General features: G+C 36.2%; 20 protein-coding genes, 1 tRNA gene, 1 pseudogene and 1 other annotated feature. Of the genes and pseudogenes, 15 read left to right on the top strand and 7 right to left on the bottom strand.

What is annotated here, in order from left to right:
* The first annotated feature begins 3 nt into the window (after window positions 1-3).
* A complete protein-coding gene (locus tag ACQV2T_RS04920) occupies window positions 4-558 on the top strand; it encodes a DNA-3-methyladenine glycosylase I (RefSeq protein ID WP_428873120.1) in 555 nt (184 codons plus the stop codon).
* A gap of 70 nt (window positions 559-628) precedes the next feature.
* On the opposite strand, the gene ACQV2T_RS04915 is transcribed toward ACQV2T_RS04920, so the two are convergent.
* From ACQV2T_RS04915 to ACQV2T_RS04900, 4 genes are all read right to left on the bottom strand, one after another.
* Window positions 629-1,309, bottom strand: coding sequence for a PucR family transcriptional regulator (locus ACQV2T_RS04915; RefSeq protein WP_428876052.1), 681 nt, complete (start codon window positions 1,307-1,309; stop codon window positions 629-631).
* 45 nt (window positions 1,310-1,354) lie between these two features.
* Window positions 1,355-2,458, bottom strand: coding sequence for an ABC transporter ATP-binding protein (locus ACQV2T_RS04910; RefSeq protein WP_428893305.1), 1,104 nt, complete (start codon window positions 2,456-2,458; stop codon window positions 1,355-1,357).
* A gap of 128 nt (window positions 2,459-2,586) precedes the next feature.
* Complete coding sequence (gene mscL / locus ACQV2T_RS04905) at window positions 2,587-2,961, bottom strand: large conductance mechanosensitive channel protein MscL (RefSeq protein ID WP_428873123.1); 375 nt, start codon at window positions 2,959-2,961, stop codon at window positions 2,587-2,589.
* A gap of 86 nt (window positions 2,962-3,047) precedes the next feature.
* Window positions 3,048-4,175 (bottom strand): NAD(P)/FAD-dependent oxidoreductase, encoded by a 1,128-nt coding sequence (locus ACQV2T_RS04900; RefSeq protein ID WP_428875234.1) that lies wholly within the window; start codon window positions 4,173-4,175, stop codon window positions 3,048-3,050.
* Between the two features lie 80 nt (window positions 4,176-4,255).
* Between ACQV2T_RS04900 and ACQV2T_RS04895 the strand changes: the two genes are divergently transcribed.
* The 5 genes from ACQV2T_RS04895 to ACQV2T_RS04875 all read left to right on the top strand — a co-directional run bounded on the left by ACQV2T_RS04895 (window position 4,256) and on the right by ACQV2T_RS04875 (window position 8,998).
* Entirely contained in the window at window positions 4,256-5,023 is a 768-nt protein-coding gene (locus ACQV2T_RS04895) for an NADPH-dependent oxidoreductase (protein ID WP_428873125.1), read from the top strand.
* Between the two features lie 176 nt (window positions 5,024-5,199).
* Window positions 5,200-5,458 (top strand) — a binding site (T-box leader).
* Window positions 5,459-5,499: 41 nt separating this feature from the next.
* A complete protein-coding gene (locus ACQV2T_RS04890) occupies window positions 5,500-6,555 on the top strand; it encodes a methionine ABC transporter ATP-binding protein (protein ID WP_428873126.1) in 1,056 nt (351 codons plus the stop codon).
* A gap of 20 nt (window positions 6,556-6,575) precedes the next feature.
* Window positions 6,576-7,292 (top strand): methionine ABC transporter permease, encoded by a 717-nt coding sequence (locus tag ACQV2T_RS04885; RefSeq protein WP_428873164.1) that lies wholly within the window; start codon window positions 6,576-6,578, stop codon window positions 7,290-7,292.
* A gap of 15 nt (window positions 7,293-7,307) precedes the next feature.
* Window positions 7,308-8,135: a MetQ/NlpA family ABC transporter substrate-binding protein gene (locus ACQV2T_RS04880; protein ID WP_428893304.1), complete on the top strand. Its 828-nt coding sequence runs from the start codon at window positions 7,308-7,310 to the stop codon at window positions 8,133-8,135.
* Window positions 8,136-8,260: 125 nt separating this feature from the next.
* Complete coding sequence (locus ACQV2T_RS04875) at window positions 8,261-8,998, top strand: DUF3021 family protein (RefSeq protein WP_428873128.1); 738 nt, start codon at window positions 8,261-8,263, stop codon at window positions 8,996-8,998.
* A 70-nt stretch (window positions 8,999-9,068) separates the two neighbouring features.
* Here the strand turns inward: ACQV2T_RS04875 and ACQV2T_RS04870 are convergent, their stop codons facing one another.
* From ACQV2T_RS04870 to ACQV2T_RS04860, 3 genes are read right to left on the bottom strand one after another with little or no spacing between them, the layout of a single operon-like run.
* Window positions 9,069-9,473: a bis(5'-nucleosyl)-tetraphosphatase gene (locus tag ACQV2T_RS04870; protein ID WP_428873129.1), complete on the bottom strand. Its 405-nt coding sequence runs from the start codon at window positions 9,471-9,473 to the stop codon at window positions 9,069-9,071.
* An 11-nt stretch (window positions 9,474-9,484) separates the two neighbouring features.
* Window positions 9,485-10,888 carry an HD domain-containing protein gene (locus tag ACQV2T_RS04865; protein WP_428873130.1) on the bottom strand — a complete coding sequence of 468 codons (1,404 nt, stop codon included), beginning with the start codon at window positions 10,886-10,888 and terminating at the stop codon, window positions 9,485-9,487.
* A 23-nt stretch (window positions 10,889-10,911) separates the two neighbouring features.
* A complete protein-coding gene (locus ACQV2T_RS04860) occupies window positions 10,912-11,772 on the bottom strand; it encodes a lipoate--protein ligase family protein (protein WP_428873131.1) in 861 nt (286 codons plus the stop codon).
* Between the two features lie 116 nt (window positions 11,773-11,888).
* Between ACQV2T_RS04860 and ACQV2T_RS04855 the strand changes: the two genes are divergently transcribed.
* The 9 genes and pseudogenes from ACQV2T_RS04855 (at window position 11,889) to ACQV2T_RS04815 (ending at window position 19,773) form a co-directional block, all read left to right on the top strand.
* Window positions 11,889-11,961, top strand: a tRNA-Arg gene (locus ACQV2T_RS04855).
* Between the two features lie 31 nt (window positions 11,962-11,992).
* Window positions 11,993-12,415, top strand: a complete 423-nt coding sequence (locus ACQV2T_RS04850) for a DUF1934 domain-containing protein (protein ID WP_428873132.1) — start codon at window positions 11,993-11,995, stop codon at window positions 12,413-12,415.
* Window positions 12,416-12,453: 38 nt separating this feature from the next.
* Window positions 12,454-12,717: pseudogene (gene rpoE / locus ACQV2T_RS04845) on the top strand (DNA-directed RNA polymerase subunit delta); the annotation flags it as partial.
* 559 nt (window positions 12,718-13,276) lie between these two features.
* Window positions 13,277-14,122: a hypothetical protein gene (locus ACQV2T_RS04840; RefSeq protein ID WP_428891783.1), complete on the top strand. Its 846-nt coding sequence runs from the start codon at window positions 13,277-13,279 to the stop codon at window positions 14,120-14,122.
* A gap of 32 nt (window positions 14,123-14,154) precedes the next feature.
* A complete protein-coding gene (locus ACQV2T_RS04835) occupies window positions 14,155-15,414 on the top strand; it encodes a UDP-N-acetylglucosamine 1-carboxyvinyltransferase (RefSeq protein ID WP_428873134.1) in 1,260 nt (419 codons plus the stop codon).
* A 14-nt stretch (window positions 15,415-15,428) separates the two neighbouring features.
* Window positions 15,429-16,694 (top strand): transcription termination factor Rho, encoded by a 1,266-nt coding sequence (gene rho / locus ACQV2T_RS04830; RefSeq protein ID WP_428873135.1) that lies wholly within the window; start codon window positions 15,429-15,431, stop codon window positions 16,692-16,694.
* Window positions 16,695-16,788: 94 nt separating this feature from the next.
* A complete protein-coding gene (locus tag ACQV2T_RS04825; protein ID WP_428891784.1) occupies window positions 16,789-17,961 on the top strand; it encodes a zinc-ribbon domain-containing protein in 1,173 nt (390 codons plus the stop codon).
* Between the two features lie 139 nt (window positions 17,962-18,100).
* On the top strand, window positions 18,101-18,784 hold the full coding sequence (locus ACQV2T_RS04820) for a DUF969 domain-containing protein (RefSeq protein ID WP_428873137.1): 684 nt from the start codon (window positions 18,101-18,103) through the stop codon (window positions 18,782-18,784).
* A gap of 83 nt (window positions 18,785-18,867) precedes the next feature.
* A complete protein-coding gene (locus ACQV2T_RS04815; protein WP_428893316.1) occupies window positions 18,868-19,773 on the top strand; it encodes a DUF979 domain-containing protein in 906 nt (301 codons plus the stop codon).
* The last annotated feature ends 24 nt before the right edge of the window (window positions 19,774-19,797 follow it).

Raw genomic sequence — 19,797 nt, 5'->3', positions numbered from 1 at the left:
AAAATGCAAAGATGCCAATGGGTAGCGAATAAGCCTGATTATTATATTCAGTATCATGATAAAATATGGGGAAAACCAGAACATGATGATTTACTTTTGTTTAAATGGTTGGTGTTAGAAACGTTTCATATCGGCTTGTCGTGGCAACTAATTTTATCTAAAGAACAAGCTTTTGAACAAGCTTTTGATCAGTTTGACTACCGAAAGATAGCCAATTATCAAGAAGATAAAGTTGAGGCTTTATTAAAAAACGAAAAGATTATTCGTCATCGCGGTAAGATAGAAGCTACAATAACCAACGCTCAAGCTTTTATCAAAATTCAGCAAGATTTTGGTAGTTTTGATAATTATATCTGGCATTTCACCAACAGACAGCTAGTATTAAGACCAAAAAGTCAGAAAGAACCTAAGACAGCTTCAAAGTTAAGTGATGAAGTCGCTCGTTCCCTAAAAAATTATGGTCTTAAATTTGTAGGTTCAGTAACTATATATTCCTACTTACAAGCTATTGGTGTTATTAATGATCATGATGCCGATTGTACCTTTCGTTTAAAATAGTAAAAGCCCAATTACTTCCAGTAACTGGGCTTTTCATGTGTAATGTGTTTAAAATAATCGGTTATTCAAATTAGCAAATCAGTAAATATAAGAGAGTCAAGTCTGATATTAAGCGTAAATTCAAGCCGCTTGACTTATTTAAACGGTCAATTCGATAATTAAGCGTGTTGCGATGTAAGTACAAATCCTGGGCGGTTTTACTAATATTCCCCCCATTTAGAAAGAGTTGGCGTATCAACGCACGATCTTGATCATCTGAAATCGTTTGACCATAGTTAGCAAATTGGGCGAGATGACTTTCTTGTAAGTTCTTACCAACTTGTTGTAAAAGCAAATGGCTCATGCGATTAATGGTGTTTTTCTTAAGTAACCTCTGATGACTTTCTATCTGAGCCACGTCAAAAGAAATTTGATCTTCAACACTTTCTATACCAGTATAAGGAGACCCTATGATGACAAGCGCTGATTGTCCAAAGTCATCATTAAGCATTTTTAGAATTCCTTCCATCATTTGGGATCCTTGGTTAGCCCAAAAAGAATTGTGGATGACATAAACAAAGTGATGTGAATTTCGTTTTATATAATCAATAATGTTTTGACTGCTTGATCTGAGAGTAGATAACCACAAGGATTGATCAAAGTCTGTTTGCAAATGCTCAAAAAAGATATGAAACAGACAATAACCTTCTTTATGAGAGCCCTCTAAATCAAGAAGAGAGTGAGGAATTTGAATGACTCCTTTTGCTTTCATTGTAAGACCTCCTCGTAAATAAACGGTTTAAAGATTATACTTAATTTAGCGAATAACTTTTTCGCTTTCTTTATCGAAGAAATGAATTTTTTCCATATCGAAGGCTAATTCAATGGATTCTCCTGGAGTATATACTTCTTGTGCGTTTACTCTAGCAATGAACTCATCTGATCCAATCGTTAGATACAGCATGGATTCGGACCCCAGCAACTCTGCGACAGAAATCTTAGCATTAACAAGCGAGTCTTTAGATTTCGCAACAATGCTTCTTTCCGCGTGAATATCTTCCGGACGAATGCCAAGAATAATTTCTTTTCCTAAATAACCCTTATCTGATAACAACTTTTTGTGATGAGGGCTTAATGGCAAGTTAATACCTTGATTATTGGTTAAGGTATTACTTTCAATAGTAACAGTAAAGAAGTTCATAGCTGGTGAGCCGATAAAGCTTGCCACAAAAACATTATTGGGTTTATTATAAACTTCCTGAGGGCTACCTATTTGTTGAATATAGCCGTCTTTCATAATAACGATTCGACTGGCCATTGTCATAGCTTCAGTTTGGTCATGGGTTACATAGATAGTAGTTGTTTTTAATTGCTGATGCAGTTTGGCAATTTCTGCCCGCATTTGTACGCGCAATTTAGCGTCAAGATTTGATAAAGGCTCATCCATTAAAAAGACTTTGGCATCACGAACAATCGCTCGACCTAAAGCGACTCTTTGTCTTTGACCACCGGACAGAGCGGCTGGTTTGCGGTTTAAAAATTCAGTTAAGCCGAGTAAGTCAGCGGCATGATTGACACGTCGAGTAATTTCACTTTTATCATACTTACGCAGCTTTAAACCAAAAGCCATGTTGTCGTAGACAGTCATGTGCGGGTAAAGGGCATAATTTTGAAAGACCATAGCGATGTTTCGATCCTTAGGTGCTACGTCGTTCATCAATTTACCATCTATAATCAGTTCGCCTGCTGTTATTTCTTCTAAACCAGCAATCATTCTTAAGGTGGTTGATTTTCCACAGCCGGAAGGTCCAACAAAGACGATGAACTCTTGATCAGCTACATCTAAATTAAAATCAGTTACTGAATTGGTTTTTGCGCCTTCATATCTTTTATTAATCGACTTTAAGTTTATTTCAACCATTTTAATCCTTCTTTCTTACATAATAATTCTAGCTTAACTGAAATTTGTGGATTATACGATAGGCAATGTGCACAAGAAAAGGGAAATCCCAGAAAAGCTGGGCTTGTCTGGGTATTAAAACTAATTAATTATTTACTTTTTAATTCTGAGAGTATATCTTGTAATAGTTCGACTTCTGAAGGGCTTGCTGGCTCTTCTTCTGGAGAAATAATTTTTTTATTTTGTGCTTTTTCTAAAGCTTTAAGTGTGATAAATAAGAAGCTACCAATTAAAAGAAAATTAATAATTGCTTGGATAAATGCTCCATAAACAATTTCAGTCTTACCAACTGTCAGAACAAGACCTGAAACATCTGCTTGACCTGTAATGGCTATAATGAGTGGCATAAAAATATTATCGACTAAAGAAGTAACAATTGCTGTAAAAGCTGACCCTAAAATAATCCCAGTTGCCATAGTAACAACATTTTTATTTGCAATAAAACCTTTAAATTCTTTCCACATAAAAATTAATTCCTCCGTAACAATTCATTTAATACTTATAGAGTACCATGAATTCGAAATAAATCAATGTTGAAATTTTTCATTTGCTATATTTTATGAACAAGTTGGTGACTGGAAATAATTTCTTCGGGAAGATCCCAATAATTATTGATGATTTTATGGACCCATTGATAAGCTAGATAGGGTCCACTTGTTAAGCCGGAAGACCCTAAGCCAGAAATTGTCCATAGATTGGATAAATCAGGGATGGATCCGATTAAGATATCGCCATTGTCAGTGAAGGCTCGAGTACCTACTTTTACTCGATAAAGAGGATAGTTAAAAACATCCGGAAAAATTTGCTCAGCCTTTGTTTTTAGCTCTTTGATAACCATGGGATTAATGGTTAAGTCTTTTGCTTGGTCATCTTCATGACTTGCGCCAATTACTATCTCACCATTATCAAAGGGAAGGATATCAATGCCACCCGGTGACATAATAACAGGCCAGTTGTTATCGACCCATTGTGGGTGGTAGATAGAAAATAGCTGGCCTTTTTGAGGGCGCAAGTTACAATCAAACCGCAAGGAGCTTAGAAGTTCTTTGACAGCGGGTCCTGCTGCCAAAAGGACCTGATCTGCAGTAAATGAGTCTTGATCAGACTGAATCAAAAAGCTCTTTCCTTCTTTAAGCAACTGAACTTCTTTTTTAACTATTTTCCCCCCTTTTGTTAGAATCGCTTTATGTAATAAAGCAACCAATGCCTGTCCATCTACTCGGCCACCCCCTTTAATTAAAGAGCCAGGCCAAGGGCTATCAATAAGAGGAAACAAATCATGAATTGCTTCTTGTGTTAGTGTTGAAACTTTTCCGATAGAAGGAGATTGCTCTCTTTTTGAATCTGCGTTTTCAAGATCTCTGTGTAAGTCTTTTTCATTTTTACGTAGAATCAAAGTCCCAGTTTCCTTAAAAAGACTGGAAGCATCAAATCCGTCTTCAGTTAAATCTTGAATAAATTGACGGTAGAATTCTGCACCATGAACGACAAGGTGATACCATTTTTTATTTCTTCTTTTGGAAAACCAAGGACAAATAATTCCAGCCGCCGCCTGGCTGGCTTGACCAACTTCTTTATCGAGAAGAATTACTGGATAGCCAGAACGAGTCAGATAATAGGCAGCTGTCGATCCAACAATACCACCGCCAACAATGATAAAAGGAAAATGTTTTTTCAAAAATATCCTACCTTTCATTAATAGAAATTAAAATCAGTAAATGCTAAATTAGAGACATCAAATTAAAAGGAGACCTTTTTATGGAAGAAACACTCAGACAGATTCAAAATCACCGTAGTATTCGCTTTTATAAAGATCGCCCAGTTGCAGTGGAAACTCGTCAGCAACTAATGGAAACTATGAATGCCAGTCCGACTTCAAATGGGTTGCAGGCCGTTTCAGTTGTCCGTATTACTGATCGTATTTTACGCGAAGAATTAGCCAAGGTTGCAAAACAAGCCTATCTTGCCGAGGTGCCTGAACTATTGATTTTTCTTGTGGATTGGCATCGCAATGCTGAAATAGCTAAGGCTAAAGGCTATCAAGGAGAAAAATATCGCTCAATGGATTATTTCTTTCAGGGAGTGGCTGATGTTTATATTCAAGCTCAAAGCTTAGTGATCGCTGCTGAATCTTTAGGATTAGGAACGGTTTATTTTGGATCGATTTTAAACGATTCAGCTAGAGTCATTGAACTATTAAAACTACCTGACTTGACTTTTCCTTTAGTAGGGGTTGGGTATGGCTATCCGGACGATCAACCCCCATTGAAACCACGAATGCCAATCGAATTTAAATTATCTGAAAATTATTATCGCGCAAATCCAGATTATCTTCAAATGTTGGCAGACTATGACAAGGAAATGACACAATACTATGACACTAGAAATAGCAACCAAAGAGTGGATAGCTTTACTAATCAAGTTAAAAATAAAATTGCTATTGGCGAAAAGAAAAGAGCCCAGTTAATGCAAGTTGTTAGTAAACAAGGCTTTAATGTAATGCTAGAAGATGGAATGGATTATTAAAAATTAGAAAATAATATTTTTGATGAGAAAAGAGTGAGGGATTTAATCTAGCGATTCCTTAAATATAACTAGCTATATGCTTATTGCTAAGGTAGTTATCCTTCAATAAAAATTTTTTGTAGATTAATGGTTGACAGGATTGTTTTTTTTGATTAGAATACTTCTAACAAATCGAATGAAACACGTAGATGTGGAAAGTAGATCGTCAGACTATTTTAAAGAGAGCTTGAGTAGGGTGAAATCAAGCAGTAGGAAGCGATTGAAAATGGCCATGGAGTGGTTATCCTGAATGCATAGCAATAAGGATAAACGGCTGCAACCGTTAGTAAGCCTCAGTATAACAAGTGATACTCACTTGCGTACTGGCAGAGGTAACCTTAGTGATGAGGTTACAAATTAAGGTGGTACCACGAAGTATTAACTCTCGTCCTTTATTGGAGGAGAGTTTTTTGTGTTTTATTGAAAGGAGTGAATACTTGATTGAATTAAAAAATGTATCTGTCACTTTTGAAAAAGAAAATAAAAAAATCCAAGCGGTTTCAGGTGTAAGCTTACAGATACAAGCGGGGGAAATCTTTGGCATTGTGGGTTATTCTGGTGCCGGCAAATCCACTTTAGTTCGAACAATCAATCTTTTACAAAGACCTTCTAGCGGGCAAGTGATAATAAATGGAGTTGATTTGATGCAACTGTCAGCGTCTGAATTGAGAAAATCTCGCAAGAAGATAGGGATGATCTTTCAGCACTTTAATTTGATGAATTCAAGAACGGTGGCAGAGAATGTTGCTTTCCCACTTAAAGATTTAAAATTATCTACTGCTGAAAAAGAAGCGAAAGTGTCTGCTTTGTTAGAAATGGTTGGCATATTAGATAAAGCTCAAGCCTATCCTGAACAGTTATCAGGTGGGCAGAAGCAAAGAGTAGCGATTGCTAGAGCCTTAGCTACAGACCCTTCAATTTTATTGTGTGACGAGGCAACCTCTGCTTTGGATCCTAAAACCACACATTCTATTCTTGATTTGCTAAGGCAGTTAAATCAAGAATTGGGCTTATCGATTATAATGATTACTCACGATATGAATGTTGTTAAAAACCTCTGTCATCGAGTGGCTGTAATGGCTGAAGGGCAAGTGATTGAAGAGAATGGCATTGTCGAAATGTTTACCCAACCTCAAAACCCATTGACGCAAGAGTTTATAAATATGGCTACCCACTTTGATTGGGACTATGAATTAGTGCTTAAAGAAATGCGAGGAGCTAACTCTTCAGAAGATTATTTCATCGCTCGCTTATCCTTTGTCGGTCAAGAGGTGACGGAGCCCTTTATTGCACAGTTAGCCAGAGACTATCAGGTACATTGTAATATTTTATATGGTAATATTGAAGCTTTAAGAGGATCATTTGTAGGTAATCTTGTTGTCACGGTTGAATCAAAGTCGCAAGATTGGGAACGAGCTTTAGTCTTTCTGGAAAAACATAAAGTAAATGTCGAGATTTTAACCGATAGGGAGGGTGTTAAGTGGATGAATTAGAAGTAAATGTATATTCCTTTATTAATGACCAATTCCCCAATTTATCATCTTTTTTAGAAAAATGGTTACCCAATGCTTGGCCCATTCTCGACGAATTTATTGTTGCAACTATCGAAACCTTATATATGCTGATACTGACCATCCTTTTTGCAGGTTTATTAGGTTTAATGCTTGGCGTAGTTATTGTTGTAACAGGACCAAAAGGTATTTTAAAAAACCAATGGATTTATCAAGTCTTAGACAGTTTTATTAATATTTTTAGATCCATTCCTTTTATTATTCTTTTGGCTTTATTAGTCCCTTTTACACGTATGCTTGTAAATACTTCCATTGGCCCGACGGCGGCTGCCATTCCTATCATTGTAGGAACGATTCCCTTCTTTGCTAGGCAGGTGGAGATTGCTTTGTTAGAGGTAGATGAAGGGATTGTTGAAGCGGCTCAGGCCATGGGGTCTTCACCGTGGGACATCATATGGCGTGTCTATATTCGAGAGGGCTTAGGATCTTTATTAAGAGTATCTGCTTCGACTGTTATTAATGTTATTGGCTTGACAGCTATGGCGGGTGTAGTAGCTGGAGGTGGCTTAGGAACCGTTGCGATCGCTAGAGGCTATCAAAGAAGTCGTTTTGACGTTGTCATAGTAGCAACCTTATTGATTTTATTAATTGTTTTGATCAGTCAATTGCTATTTAATTGGTTGATTCGAAAGGCAGAAAAACATAAAAGAAAGTATTAGAAAAGGAGAATTATGATGAAAAAATTTTTAAAAGTATTATTAGTGGGTTCTTTATTAGGGGGGGTTACTCTCAATAATGTCTTCGCTGAAGATAAAGAAGATTTTTCAGGTCAGAGTGTTTCAGTGGGTGTCGCTTCAGAATATGAAGAAGATGTTTGGCAAAGTGTTGCTGATATTGCAGAAGAGGAGGAAGGAATAAAAATCAAACTGGTTCTATTCAATGACTATGTTCAGCCAAATATATCTTTGTCTGATGGATCGATTGATTTAAATGCCTTCCAGCATGTTGAGTTTTTAAATGATTGGAATCAATCTAATGACGGAGATTTAGTATCGATAGGTTATACATATGTTGCACCTTTGAAAGTTTACTCTGAAAAAATTGATTCTCTCGATCAATTAAAAGAAGGAGATAAGATTGCTATTCCAAATGATGCGACAAATGGGGGGCGTGCTTTACTAGCACTTGAACAAGCAGGTGTGATTGAAGTGGATGATGAAGCGGGTGTGTTAGCTGAAGTAAGTGATATCACCAAAAATGAATTGAATTTAAAGTTTGAAGAATTAGATGCTGCACAATTAGTGTCGGCTTTACCCGATGTAGCGGCTGCGGTTATTAATAATAATTTTGCCAATGATGCAGAACTCGAAGAAGATCTCGTTATTTTTAACGATGCGGCGGATATTGAAAAGCTACCAGATTCATATAAAAATATTATTGCTAGTCGTAAGGAAGATAGTAAAAACCCACTATTTTTAAAAATTGTAGAACTTTATCAAAGTGAACAAACAGCTAAAAAAATAGAAGAAGTTTCAAAGGGTTCGGATCAACCTGCTTGGTAATAATAGTGATACGACATGTTGAGCATTGTTTTTCGACTGTATAAAAATACAATTCGTTTAGACGGCTTATTGTCTCAAATATGGTATAATTGAACCATCAGTACAGACATAGAGGAGGAATTTCAATGTTCAAGCGTGCCGGATCATTTGTGCAATATGGTTTATTAGTTACTTTACTAACTTATGGATTATTAACCAGTTTGGGAGGACCTCAAATTTATACTTTCTTATCCATTGTAATTTTAGGAATTATTTTAGGTCTATTGTTCCTAATCTATTACACAAAATCACTAACTTTTGGTCAAAAGTTAGCGAGTCATATTGGGGCTTCAGCCTTAGTGATAATTGCTGTTGCTTTATTCAATGGTTGGATGCAAGTCGATTGGGATAAGGTTCTTGCAGGAATACTTATCTTATCTGTTTTATGTTTGTTTGTTTATTTTGGCTATCACTATCTAATGAACAAGCGTCAAAAACCGCAAGCTACTATTGAGCCTGAGGTCACTGATAAAGTGGCTCCGAGGTCGGATTTTGATCCTAGGACAGGTGAAGTCCTTCATCAAGAGTCGGTATCAAAAGAAAAAGACACTCATAAAGCCGACTTTGTAAAAGAGGAAGCAAAAGACATTGACCCAAGACAAACAAAGGAAGTTGAAGTTGCCGAGCCAATGGATTTTGAGGTAACAGAGCCCAACCAATTTGAGGAAGTTGAAACTTATGAAGTAGTTGAGCCTTCTGATGAAGCAGAAGAAGTTGTTGCTGTTAACACAGATCTAGAAGGGGATCTCGTTCTGGAAGAAGAGGTAAAGTCAGACGAAAGCTATGAAACTCTCAATAAGTCAGAAGACCAAGAAAAGATTTAAAATGAAAAAAGATTAACCCATTAACTATGAGCAGTGTTTATCTCACCGCTTCATAGGTTAATGGGTTTTCTTAATGAAGAAAGTTCTGAGCTTTGACTAATAAGTCTTTATCATTCGAATAAGTAATTTTATCTAGAGCTTCTTGGTAAGGAAGCCATATGAATTGACTCACTTCTTCTAATTGACGAGTGACTTTATTTGAGTTTGTCTTTGCTATAAAATAGACGACTTCTTTCATAACATCTTTTTTAGGAGAAAAGAGAGTAGTCTCTCTGAATTGATTATTCAATTCAACTTCGAGACCTGTTTCCTCTTTAATTTCTCGAAGGGCTGTTTCTTCTTCCGTTTCACCTTTTTCAATATGTCCTTTAGGAAATGCCCAGTGGCCACCATTTTCATGTTGGATGAGGAGAAAAAGAAAGTCTTGATTATCTTTATAGTAGATAACTGCTCCACATGATTTTTCTTTTTTCATAGATTTCCTTTCTAGAATAAGCGTTCTTGAATATTGTGGGTAACATCGTGGCGTTCATTGGTATAAGCATCTAAAATTTTCTTTTGACTATCAGTGAGACTTTCTTGAGGCAAATTGTATAAATCAGCAATAAACTCTCTAGGAAAGAAAATACGATGGTCTCCTCTGACTTGACCTGTTAAGGAATGAACTAAACTTGAAACTTGAGAAAGTTCGACAACTTGATTGGTTTTAGTGACTAAGTCAATTTGTACTTTTTGACTTGAGTGATAAGGTCGATAATAATCGTAAGGAAGGTCAAAGCTGGAATCTTCATTAATATAATAGTTAGGGTCAAATCCGACTTTACTTAATTCATTGAAGATGGCAGTACGTAGCTCTTCTCTTTCATTGTCATTTGTAATGACTGATTTAAAAGGCTTACGATTAATAAAACGGTAGGCCAAATCAGCAAGAATGGGATCTTTTTCATCTGCCCATTGGATAAAATAAGCGTTCATTATATGATCATCTAACTTGAGATAATCATCAAGGGTCCAATTGTTTTTTAAAAAAGGTTCGAGTAAGTGGATAGGAGCCTCAATTTTTTGACAGTTGTCACGTTCAAGATAACAATCTTTAGCACGAGCTAAAAGTCCCTTGAGGACTTGTTCCATTCCTCTAGAAACTGGGTGGAAATAAACTTGCATATACATTTGATAGCGACTCATAATATAATCTTCTACCGCATGCATACCAGAAAAATCAAAAACGATTCTTTTATCAAACGGTCGGATGACACGCGAAATGCGAGTTAAGTCAAATTCACCATAGGATACCCCTGCATAAAAGGCATCTCTTCTTAAATAATCCATACGGTCGGCATCAATTTGACTGGAGATTAATTGAACAACTTGTTGATTAGGATAGGTTTTATTGATGACGGACGCTACCTTTTCAGGGAAGTCATCACCTAATCTTCTTAAAACTTGGTTAACTTCCGTTTGCTTAGAAGTGATAATTAATTGAGTTAAGGCCTCATGGTCAGTATTAAAAATAGCTTCAAAAGTATGTGAGAAAGGACCATGTCCAATATCATGTAAAAGGGCTGCGCAAATAGCAACCATTCGTTCATCATTATTCCATAACCCATCGCCATCCGTTTTAGAGCGATAATTACGGTCAAATTGGCTGATAATGCGACGGGTAATTTCGTAAACACCTAGCGAATGGTTAAAACGAGAGTGTTCTGCACCGTGAAAAGTATAAGAAGAAGTTCCTAATTGTTTGATGCGGCGCAAGCGTTGAAACTCTCTGGTGTCAATTAAATCAATGATGATACGGTCACGAATATGAATATAATCATGAACAGGATCACGGAAAACTTTTTCACGTTCAAGTTTTTGATTGGCAATAATATTTTGGAATTCAGACACCTATTTCACTCCTTTAGACTTTTCTATGTTAGTGGTTGAATTTTTTGACTACGTTGATAGGCTTTTTCAAATAGCGGTTGATAGATAGAAATTAATTCAGGGTCTTTATAATTTCCTTGATCAATCGCTGTTTTTTGAGAGAGGTAGTTTATAAAATGTTTTTGATAATCAGATAAGGAAAGATCTTGGCCAAGAATTTCAGATAGCGTTGACATAGAACGAGGTTCAATAGTAGGAAAGCGTTGATCGGATTGACTAAGTGAGTAAAATTGCTTCATTAGTTGGCCACGAGCAAATTGGTTACCATTGACACCAATATAAGCAGCAGTAGTAACAGCATCTTTATAGCGACGCTGTGCAATTCCACCTACCTTTTTTTGGTTAATGACCACATCATATTTACCTGGACAGTAAGAATCAGCAATTTCATAAGCCTCTACTGTTAAACCGTAATGATTTAAAGTCGCTTGAATTACTGCAATGGAAAAGCTAAAAGCTTGATCAATTGATAAGTTGATTGAACGATTGTCTGTTACAATTGCAAAATTTAGGATGCCTGCATCTTCAACCACTCCCAATCCACCATGTGGTCTTACAGATACTTGATAGCCTGCTTCTTTTAAATAGCTAACACCCTTGGGTAAGTTTTTTAAAAGTTTATCTTTAGCTCCTAAGAAGACACTCGGTTTAAAAATAGGATAAAAATGAAAAATACCATAAGCTTTATCTTTTTTTTGAAGGTCATTTTTTTGTAGGAGATATCTAAGAAAACTATCTTGATAAGCTAAGGCTACATCTCTTTGATCTTTCAGTGGGTTTTCTTGTTCTTGAAAAACTAACCATTTATGTTGTGATAGAATAGATAATAGATTTGAATCAGTCATTGACGAATACTCCTCAAATTGTTAAATTTTAAAGGCTATTAACACTTTGATTATAGCAAATTTTGTTTTATAATAACATGAAAGCTTTAAAGTAAAACTACTTATTAATCAATTAAGCACCAGTAGCTCAGCTGGATAGAGCACTCGCCTCCTAAGCGAAAGATGATGGTTCGAGTCCGTCCTGGTGTATCAGTGACGACATAAGGATGAGAGGAGAAAGATGGAAAAACAAGCAGTCGATGTTTATGTCGAGCAAAAAATAAATTATGCACAAACGAAACATTCAGACCGATGGGAGCACTCCTGTCAAGGTCATACTTATATTCTTTCTACCTATCAAAAACTAATTTATCATGATCAATTAGAAAGAAAAATTGAAGTAAAATGGCAACTGGATGATTCAAAACAAAAGATTAACAAAGTGAAGGTAGATCAAGGAAAGCAGACTTTAGTTTTTAATATAAATCATGCAACCACCACTCTATATGAAAGTGATCAAGGTATCTTATTATTAGAAATCAAAACGGATAGAATTGACTATAGTAAGACAGCTGACGGTCAAATGATACAAATTCACTATCAAATGCATACGAACGATCAATCACTAGGTGATTATTTCTATCAATTGAAATTTACATCATAAATTAGCAATTCCTAGTGAGAATTTTAAGGAGGATAAAAATGGAATTAAAGAAATTTGAAGGCCAAATAAAGGAAGAATTATCGTTAATTGAAGTGGCATATGCTATTTTAGAAGAAAATGGTGAGGCTATTGATTTTACTCAACTGCTTTTAGATATACAAAGTTATCTAAAAGTTTCAGATGAGTTTATTGAAGCCAAAATGATTCGCTTTTATACAGATTTAAATATTGATGGGCGTTTTATCTCAGTAGGTGACAACCGTTGGGGATTAAGATCATGGTACGCAGTGGATGAAATTGATGAGGAAATCATTACCTCTTCTGAAGAAGAAGCTTCAAAACGCCGTAAGAAGAAGTCAGGAAAAGTGAATGCTTTCGCTGACAATGAAGAAGATATGATTGATTACAATGATGATGACCCTGAAGATAGCGATGATGGGTATGTTTATGATGAAGACGAAGATGAAGAAGACGAAGAGGACGAAGAAGATGAACCAATCGAAATCCTAGTTGCTGACGTTGAGGAAGATGAGCCAGATGAAGATGAAGAGCTGAATGAGTATGCAACGGATTTATCTGAATTAGGTGACGAAGAAATCGACCTCGATGAAGATGAAGATTTTGACGAAGAGGACGATGATTTAGAAGAATTAGAAGAAGACTAAAAATAAAAAAGTTAGAGAGACCGGTTCATTTGAATGGGTCTCCTTTTTATTCCAGATAAGATAATTGTAGTTAGCTAAGTTAAAAAATCTATTTTAATGCTATCACGATTTGATGACAATTTGCTGCTTCGTTCGAAATTTAAGCTTCAATATGATAAAATACGCCTATATTATAAGAAATTAGGATGTGGATTCATTGTCACATAATAGTATTCACAATAATCAGACTCAATTTGCTTTGCTGAAACAGTTACTTTATCATCAGCATTATCAAACAATGCTCAAATTTTTAGAAGACAATCCTTCTTGGGAAAGTCAAGAATTATCTAAACTTTTGCAATTAGGTCATGCTTATATTCATACAGATTTGAAAACGATCGAAGAATTATCTGGGCAAGTTGAAATGGACTATCTTACAAAGCCTAGTCTTTTAGAGCGTCGTGTCTATTCTTATATTCAAGGCTTAGCCATTAAATTGGAAATTAAAGAATATGATGATTATTTAAGAGCAATTACACCTTTATTGGTAGATGTATTAAGGCTAACTTTAGAAAACACGGTATTCCCCGACCTTGAACGTTATTTGGTTGAGGTAATGAAAGAAACTGATGAAGGGATCCCTATTTATCGCGGTTTACAGTGGAACCAGTCTTTAATCGAAGCTGATAAAAATGGCAAAATTAATAGAACTTGGGAACGCTACTATGGGAAACATTTTAATTATTCGCACTATGTTTCTTCTAGTCACTTATTAAAGTTAGTAGAAGACTATGTAAAAGACCCGAAAATTTTAAAGTTAGCTGTTCAAATACGACATATTGAAAAATATGCGAGAAATATTGTGGCCCATGAATTAATCTATGTAGATGATGCTTGGTTAAAACATCGTCTAAAAATTGAAGCTAAGGAAGTTCATCAGCAAATTATTAATATGATAAATGCTGCAGGGTTAAGAGATCCTCAGCAGTGGCAAGGCTTAGCTAGTATTCAAGCCGCTATTGAAAAAGAATTAGAAAAAAATTATACGAAGATGTCGAAATAACGACTAATCTTGATAAAAAGGAGTCATTATCTATGAAAAAACTGATCATCCGTGGAGGCAAAGCACTAAATGGTGAAATTAATATTAATGGAGCAAAAAATTCTACCGTTGCCTTAATTCCAGCAGCCATTTTAGCCGATTCGGAGGTTATCTTAGAAGGAGTGCCAGATATTCAAGATGTCCACTCTCTACTTGAAATTTTGGATGAGTTCCACGTCAAGACTTCTTTTGAAAATAATATATTAAAAATTGACCCTTCTCATATGCAGTCAATCCCTATGCCAACAGGTAAAATTCAGAGTTTGCGAGCTTCTTATTACTTTATGGGAGCAACCTTATCAAAATTTGGGGAGGGCGTAATAGGGTTACCCGGAGGTTGTTTTTTAGGACCTCGTCCCATTGATCAGCACGTAAAAGCCTTCCGAGCTTTGGGTGCGGTGGTTGAGGATGAATACGGGGTAATTACCCTCTCAACTCCCGAAGGGCTTAATGGAAACCGAATCTATATGGACGTGGTTTCAGTTGGAGCAACTATCAACACTATTTTAGCCTCAGTTAGAGCTGAGGGGAAGACGATTATTGAGAATGCCGCACGTGAACCAGAAATTATTGATTTAGTGACTCTATTAAATAAAATGGGGGCAAAAATTCGTGGAGCTGGAACTTCAGTTATACGAATCGAAGGTGTCGACCGTCTAAAAGGAACCACTCATACAATTATTCCCGATCGAATTGAGGCAGGAACCTATATTTCAGTTGCAGTAGCAATGGGAAATGAAATTAAAATTAATAATGTAATTTTTGAGCATATTGAAAGTTTTATCGCCAAACTAAATGAGATGGGTGCTAAGATGGAAATTGGAGAAGATAGTATTCTCGTTCATCGCTCGGATGATTTAAAAATGGTTTCATTAAAAACCCAACCTTATCCAGGATTTGCAACGGATCTACAGCAGCCATTAACTTCTGTATTAATTAAAGCAAATGGAAAGGGAACGATTACGGATACCATATACCCTCAAAGAGTTAAGCATATTCCTGAATTAAATCGTATGGGAGCTAATATTAAGGTGGATGGCGATATTATTCGTGTGGAGGGCCCGGCTAAATTGACTGGTGCTCCAGTTCGTGCCAGTGACTTAAGAGCAGGAGCCTGTTTAGTTATTGCTGGTTTAATGGCAGAGGGTCAAACAGAGATTACAGGTGTTGATAATATCTTAAGAGGTTATTCAAATATTGTTGAAAAACTGCAAGAAGTCGGAGCTGATATCCAAATGGTTGAGGATGAATAGAAAGGAAGTACCCAGTGAGTGATGCATTTTCCTTAGAGAATTTATTAAATAAAGAAGTAAAAGACTTATATGCTTATGCTAGGGAATTAAAAATCCCTGATTTTAGTCAACTGTCTAAAAAAGAATTAGCTTTAGCTGTGATGCGAACACAAAAGGAAAAGCAAGGTTTTTTCCAAGTGGAAGGTATCTTAGATATTCCTAATGATGAAGGCCTAGCTTTTATTCGTCCGATTAATTTCTCTCCTAGTAGGGAAGATGTTTATATTTCAGATTCACAAATCCGCCGGTTTTCCTTGAGAAATGGTGATCGAGTAGGAGGACCTGCTCGACCGCCTAAGGACTCAGAACGTTATTATGGTTTGATGCAGATATCGAGCGTCAATGGGAGAGATCCTGAAGAAACGCTTAATCGAGATGCTTTTGCCAGTCTAACACCCATTTATCCAGACCGGCAGATAAAATTGGAATATAAACAAAATGTTTTATCAAACCGCCTGATTGATGTGATTGCACCAATTGGGTTCGGTCAAAGGGGATTGATTGTCGCACCACCTAAGGCTGGTAAAACAACTATTATAAAAGAGATAGCACGAGGGATTGCCAGTAATTATCCTGATAGTAAACTCTTTATTCTCTTAATTGATGAGCGTCCTGAGGAGGTAACTGATATTGAGCGTTCAGTCAAGGCAGAGGTTGTCTCATCAACTTTTGATGAAAGACCGCAAAACCATGTGCGTTTGGCAGATTTACTACTTTCTCATGCACGTCGCTTGGTGGAAGATGGACAAGATGTTGTTGTCCTTTTGGATTCAATCACACGGTTAGCACGAGCTTATAATTTGGTGGTGCGACCGAGTGGAAGAACATTGAGCGGAGGATTCGATCCTGCAGCTTTTTATTTTCCTAAGCGGTTCTTTGGTTCAGCTAGAAACATTGAAAATGGCGGGTCTTTAACGATTTTAGCTACTGCTCTAGTAGATACTGGATCAAGAATGGATGACATTATTTATGAAGAGTTTAAAGGCACGGGCAATATGGAACTTCATTTGTCCAGAGAATTAGGCCAAAGACGTATCTTCCCAGCTATTGATATTAAAAAATCTTCTACCCGTAAAGAAGAATTATTAATTGAGGAAAACTATTTAAGTCAAATCTGGGACTTGCGCAATTTAATGACTTCTAACGGTTTAGAATATACCGAACAATTAATACAATTAATGCGTCAGACAGATAATAATCAAGACTTTTTTGCACAGTTATCCAAACTTTCAAGTAAATAAATAAGAAATACCCTTACTAAGTGAGGGGTTCTTTTTTGAGAAAAATATATATTTCTTATAGATATGGTTGAATATAGTAAGAAGGAGAATACTTATGAAATGTTTGAATTGTGGTTATGAAAATCTGCCAGATGCTAAATATTGCTCAGAGTGTGGCTTGCCGTTAAACAATGATCATTTATATAAAGAAAATGATAGTGCATCCTTTGATGGAAGAGTAAATCTATTAGAAAATGAAAAGAGTCCAAAAGATTCTATCCTGTCCCAAAGTAGAATGGATTTATATCATGGACAAGATGAAAGAAACTTGTCAACAGACCAGGAGGATAATAAATCTGAGACTACACAATTAGATCATAAAGACCACAGGGTACTAACTAAGCGAGAAGGCTTTGATTGGAAAAAGCTTGTTGGTTTTAGCCTGATTTTTTTAGGAGTAATTAGTTTTGTCATGATTTATCGCTTAAATTTTTCTAAAGCAGCAGTTGAAGAGCAATTCACTAAGGCTATTAAAAAGAAAGATTATTTAAAGGCAGCAGCGGTAGTAAAAACACCTATTACTGAAGCGCCCTGGACAGATTTAGATGTCAAACGAACAATTGAACATTATCAAGAAGCTGATATTGATTTTCCACAATTATTGCTAAATGGTAATTTATCAACAGGTATTGAATGGCAAGGAAGTAAGTTGGCGAAAACAGAAAAAACGGGAAGCTTTCTGTTGATATTTCCTAAATATGCGATTAATCTTTATCCCTTACCAGTCCAACTCTCTCTTTCTAATGAATATCGTGACCTAAAAATATTGAGTGAAGACCAAACAACTCAGTCTATTAACTCAAAAGGAGGCATTTTAATTGAGCCTCGAATACAAAATGTGATGATTCAATATACTTATCAAGGAAAAACCGAAGAGGTTTGGTTTGATTTAGATTATAGTCAATTAGAAACACTCCGACATAAGCTGTCCTTAGTACCAGTGACAAACACTTTAATGGTGGATAAAGCTCTATTAGGAGTAAGACCTGATCTACCTTTTCAAGTAAGTTCATTTAATATTGATGGTCAGGAGTATTCACAGAATCAGATTCAATTGTCAGGCTTTGTTGGTCAAATTTTTGAAGTGAGCTTAAAGGCTAATTATAATGGCCACGAATTACAGACAGAAACCATTCCAGTCAAACTAGTCAATAAAACAAAAACCGCTTTAGACTATTCCCAAGATCAAAACCTCAAAGCGCAGATCCAACAAGCGGAGTTAAAATAAAAAAAAGAAGGCTCATTTTGAAGCCTTCTTTTTCAACAAATAAACTATCCATATTAGCAAAAGATTATAATAAAACGAAGGTGTTATAGAGTTAGCTCTATGGTACTATTAGAATCTAACATAAAAAAGGAGGTTACTTATGGAATGGATTAAATTAATCGGAATTATTATTATCGTTCTTGGTTTTTATTTTAAGCTAGATACCTTAGCAACTGTTATACTGGCAGGATTAGCTACAGCTTTAGTTTCAGGGATTTCCCTGGCTGAATTTTTCACAATTTTGGGAGAAACTTATACTAAACAGCGAGTTGTATCTTTATTCTTTTTATCTTTACCAATGATTGGATTATCAGAAGCTTATGGTTTGAAACAGCAAGCTGTTAAACTGATTGGAAAACTAAAGGGGTTAACCACTGGTTGGCTATACTCTCTTTATATGTTGATTCGTATAATTGCAGGATTTTTATCAATTCGTTTGGGAGGACACCCACAATTTGTGCGTCCATTAATCTACCCAATGGGTGAAGCAGCAACTAAGTTAAAAGTAGGCGACGATCTTAATGAAGAAGAAACCGAATTGATTAAAGGGCGTGCGGCGGCTAATGAGAACTTCGGAAACTTTTTTGGACAAAATACTTTCATAGGTTCAGCTGGAGTCCTCTTGATTGCTGGGACTTTAAAAGAGTTAGGTTATGAAGGAACGACGGCTAATGTAGCCGTTGCTTCAATGCCAATTGCTATCATTGCTTTAATTGTAGTAGTCGTTTACAACTTATTATTGGATGTCAAAATTAGACGTCATCATAAAGGGGAGGTTAAATAATGCAACTCTTAAGTAATTATGCTGGGTTTCTAGCGATAACTTTCCTTGAAAGCTTAAATGCCGCACTTGAACCTTATGTGCCAATGCTTTTGGAAATCACTTTTATTCTTATTGGTTTGCAACTTCTCCACACGGCATGGCGAGCTTTTACAGACGAAACGAATCCTAATCGAGTTGGAACAGCCATGTTTTGGGGTTTATCTGGTCTCACTTTTTTAGGTGGACAATTTATCCCCCCTATGATTATCGGAATTATCATCTGTGTCATGGGTGCTTTATCACTCTTTAAACAAGTTAAAGTGGGAACTTTACCAATAGTTGATGAAGATAAAGCAGAAGCTCGTTCTGAAAGAGTCGGTAATAAAATCTTTATCCCTGTATTAACACTTGGGATAGTGGCTTTAATTATTGGATTTACGATTCAAAGCTTTAATGTAGTCGGGATCGCAATGGGTGCAGTTTTAGCCACCGTTATAGTGTTCATCGTTTCAAAAGCTAAACCCTATGAGTTTCTTGATGAAAATAGTCGAATGGTACAACAAGTTTCTACTACAGGTATTTTACCTCAGCTACTAGCCGCTTTAGGAGCAGTCTTTACAGCGGCAGGTGTTGGTGATGTCATTGCCAGTTTGATTGGTGACGTCGTTCCTGCTGATAGCCGTTTCTTTGGAGTGGTTGCTTACGTAATGGGAATGGTAATCTTCACTGCCATTATGGGCAATGCTTTCGCAGCCTTCACCGTTATTACTGCAGGAATAGGAATACCTTTTGTATTTGCCTTAGGGGCAGATCCTTTTGTGGCAGGAGCCTTAGCCATGACTGCTGGTTATTGTGGAACTTTGATAACGCCGATGGCTGGAAATTTTAATGCTTTGCCAGCAGCTCTATTACAAATGAAGAATGAGTATGGCGTCATTAAACAGCAGATTCCAGTTGCAGTGGTAATGATTGTAGTCCATATTGTATTAATGTATTTCTTTGCTTTTTAATTGTAAAATAGAAGTGAATAGGGA

Source organism: Facklamia sp. P13069 (assembly GCF_050409405.1).
In the GTDB taxonomy this organism is placed as follows: domain Bacteria; phylum Bacillota; class Bacilli; order Lactobacillales; family Aerococcaceae; genus Facklamia.
This window is presented reverse-complemented; position numbering and strand designations above follow the sequence as displayed.